Origin of the sequence: Okeania hirsuta (genome assembly GCF_003838195.1) — a bacterium.
Lineage (GTDB): Bacteria > Cyanobacteriota > Cyanobacteriia > Cyanobacteriales > Microcoleaceae > Okeania > Okeania hirsuta.
Genome location: NZ_RCBY01000471.1, coordinates 1 through 2,727, shown reverse-complemented (window position 1 = coordinate 2,727; position 2,727 = coordinate 1). Strand labels below are relative to the sequence as shown.

Sequence of the window (2,727 nt, the reverse complement as noted above, 5' to 3'; positions counted from 1 at the left end):
TGATGAACCACACATAAAAGGTCCGCCCTTGAGTTGGTCATATAATGCTGCACACCCAACTCTACAGATTGATCGGCTTTGCCGTGAATCTCACAAGGAAGTGCCCAACACAATTTCTCAAACTCCTTCATTTTTGCCAGGGTTTCTTCCTTCACAACAAATTCTTCTACAGAAGCGATGTACAGCAAGTGGATGGTAGAACCAAAGTTCTGTACCAGGCGAATCAGATCGGTAAAGGGCTTCTTGGCATCGTCATTAAAGTCGGACGCAAAGACCACATCTTTCAGGTAGAAATCGCCAATTTCGTGCTTGATGATCAATACAGGCACATCCACAATATTGCTCACCTTCTGTGCATTGGATCCCAGGAACATTTCTTTCAGGCCATCAGCACCTTCAGAGCCCATAACAACCAGGTCAATGTCAAACTTTTCGACAATTGCTCTGCCCTGTCCATCAAATCTCCAGAAGAATAAATGGAGTTGATACGAATCCGGAATGCATATTTCTATCAATTACCTTGCTGAATTCTGCCATCATTTCCTCTTCCTTTTTCAAGAGGTTGGGATGACAGGCTTTTTCTTCATCAGTAAAGATGTTCCAATCCGGATGGAGGTGAATGCGATGGTAGAGGTAAATCTGACCGCTGATCTTTCTGGCAAATTTTATAGCAGCTTGTAAAGCATACTCTGAATAATCACTAAAATCTGTAGGTACAAGGATATTTTTTATAAGCTTAGACATAATCGAGAGTTTTAAATTTTTTGATACTAAAAGATGGAAGTTTTTTCTACCTCACTGTGCAGAGGTCGAAGGATCATAAGTGGAATATCAAGGTTCAGTTCGAGCACTTTCTCACTGACGCTCCCCAGGATCAGGTTGCCAAAGAATGAGTGCCCGAAAGCTCCATAACCAGGAGATCAGCCTGTATTTCTTTTGCGGTTTCGTATACATAATGCCCGGGATTTACGTGCATTTTTTCTATCAGCTTCAATTCGATCCCTTTATCGGCAAAGCCCAGTACTTCCAGGTAGTGTTTGAAGAACTCTTCGTGGGTTTCCCTAATTCGTTTCAGAATTAAATCAGGTCGATTTCCCAACTGAGCCCTTACGCCAGAAGGCACATCGTATAACATGAATCAAACTGACCTTAACTTGTCCCGGTAATTTCTCTGCCCAATCGAGCACCTTTCTCAATGCGTAGGTAGAAGTGGGCGAAAAATCAGTTGCCAAAGCAATCCGGGCAATTCTTTGTCGCTTTTGATGGGGAACAAAGAGGACCGAACTGGGGCTTTTCCTCAAATACCGCCGGGCTGCTACCCCCGATCCCTGGCTCGGAATCTTTCTTCCCAGTATGGCCAGGTCTACTCCTTTTACCTCAGCCCAGTGCAGCAATTTCTCTCCTGCTTTCCCTTCCAGCACGTCGCAATCCACCTCAAATTCTCCGGGCTTTAGTTTCAATTTTACTTCTTCCTCCAGGCTTTTCTTCAAGCGCTCGTCCAGCGGAGTGGCCTTCATTTCCCCAACTCATCCATTACGAAACTGGGAAGGTCCAATTCTCTCACCACATGGGTGCAATAGACTTTTTCTGGTTGTTGGATCCCGGCAAAGACCTTCAGATAATCCAATAGGTATAAGTCCGTATTGGAGAGGTCCATCCGAGTAATATTCTTTTAAATGCATTCATTATATAGAGCTTGTGTTGAAGGTTGATTCGTTGATTCTAACAAGTTTCGGTTGAGGTGATTCTGCATCTCAGATTCACAAGATTCGTAGTAAAGGACCGTTTCACCCTCTTCGATTTCGTAGCTTAATTCTGCATAATCGAGGTAGAGAAGGCAAAAGCTCTCATCCTTATCCAGGGCTCCAACGTATATGAGTTTATTCTCTACAAGCTCAAATACCAGGTATTCTGCAAAACCCGGCTTACAGTATTCGCTGATTTTAATGCGAACCTGATTCCTGTAAATCCATTCCCGCTTCACCTCAATCCACATAACATCCGGCTCTCCCATATCGTATCACGATGTTCATTTACCCAAATGCCTTCAATCTTTTCTACATATTCCTCCAAAGCCCCTGTGGGTTTTTCTTCAAATCGAAAGGCCGTAAAAAGGAGCCCTGCGATCAGTAGTACTATGCCGATATGTATGGAAGTATTTTTCATCTTGCTCTCTTTACTCAAACATATAGGAGAAAGGGAATATCATGAATGAGAGAGCTCAGAGAACAGAATGACTTTTGTCAACTTCAAACAAATGGGCTTACTGTAAAAGCCGAAAGGATTACGTTTAGGGGAAAAGATGGCACTAATTAGCAGAATCTAAATCGTGCAAGGCTGAGAAGAATGCCAAATTTGCTTAACTTATTCATAGCTATGCACTTACACTATTCTTTACTCCTGAGCTTACTTCTGTGGGGAAGTACTTTATCGGTAAAAGCTCAACCGGAACTCATAGACAGTTTAGAAAAGGTTCTCGCAGCTGAGCCTGAAGAATCTGTACGTATGCAAAGCCTGATTCAACTGGCCGAGCAACTTCAATTTATTAATCCGGCTAAAGGAATAGAACACGCAAAAGAAGCAGAAAAAATTGCTGAAAGCAGAAAAGACACCTTCGCGCTCGCAGGCGCTTTATCTCGCATGGGAAGCTGCTACGAAATTCTCGGTAAGCTGGACGAATCTGAAAAAATCAGGAGGCGGGCTTTATCTCTCTATCTGGGCCTGGGA

The 2,727-nt window shown here is 43.3% G+C and carries 6 protein-coding genes; 1 reads left to right on the top strand and 5 read right to left on the bottom strand.

All coding sequences use genetic code 11. The features are described 5' to 3' along the window. From D5R40_RS31930 to D5R40_RS38555, 5 genes are all read right to left on the bottom strand, one after another. Positions 1–407, bottom strand: a 407-nt coding sequence (locus tag D5R40_RS31930) for a putative universal stress family protein (protein WP_134239662.1), incomplete at its 3' end; no start/stop codon positions are given. 49 nt (positions 408–456) lie between these two features. Beyond that, positions 457–744 carry a universal stress protein gene (locus tag D5R40_RS31925; protein ID WP_205127805.1) on the bottom strand — a complete coding sequence of 96 codons (288 nt, stop codon included), beginning with the start codon at positions 742–744 and terminating at the stop codon, positions 457–459. A gap of 130 nt (positions 745–874) precedes the next feature. Next, complete coding sequence (locus D5R40_RS31920) at positions 875–1,099, bottom strand: putative universal stress family protein (protein WP_124155806.1); 225 nt, start codon at positions 1,097–1,099, stop codon at positions 875–877. Continuing rightward, a complete protein-coding gene (locus D5R40_RS31915; RefSeq protein WP_124155805.1) occupies positions 1,083–1,517 on the bottom strand; it encodes a universal stress protein in 435 nt (144 codons plus the stop codon). Before D5R40_RS31915 ends, D5R40_RS31920 begins: the two co-directional genes overlap by 17 nt. Positions 1,518–1,672: 155 nt before the next feature. Then, the gene (locus D5R40_RS38555) at positions 1,673–2,014 is read right to left on the bottom strand and encodes a hypothetical protein (protein ID WP_205127804.1); all 342 of its coding nucleotides are present in this window, start codon (positions 2,012–2,014) and stop codon (positions 1,673–1,675) included. Positions 2,015–2,376: 362 nt separating this feature from the next. Here D5R40_RS38555 and D5R40_RS31910 point away from each other — a divergent pair. Beyond that, the coding region (locus D5R40_RS31910) for a hypothetical protein (RefSeq protein WP_134239661.1) at positions 2,377–2,727 on the top strand (351 nt) is incomplete at its 3' end.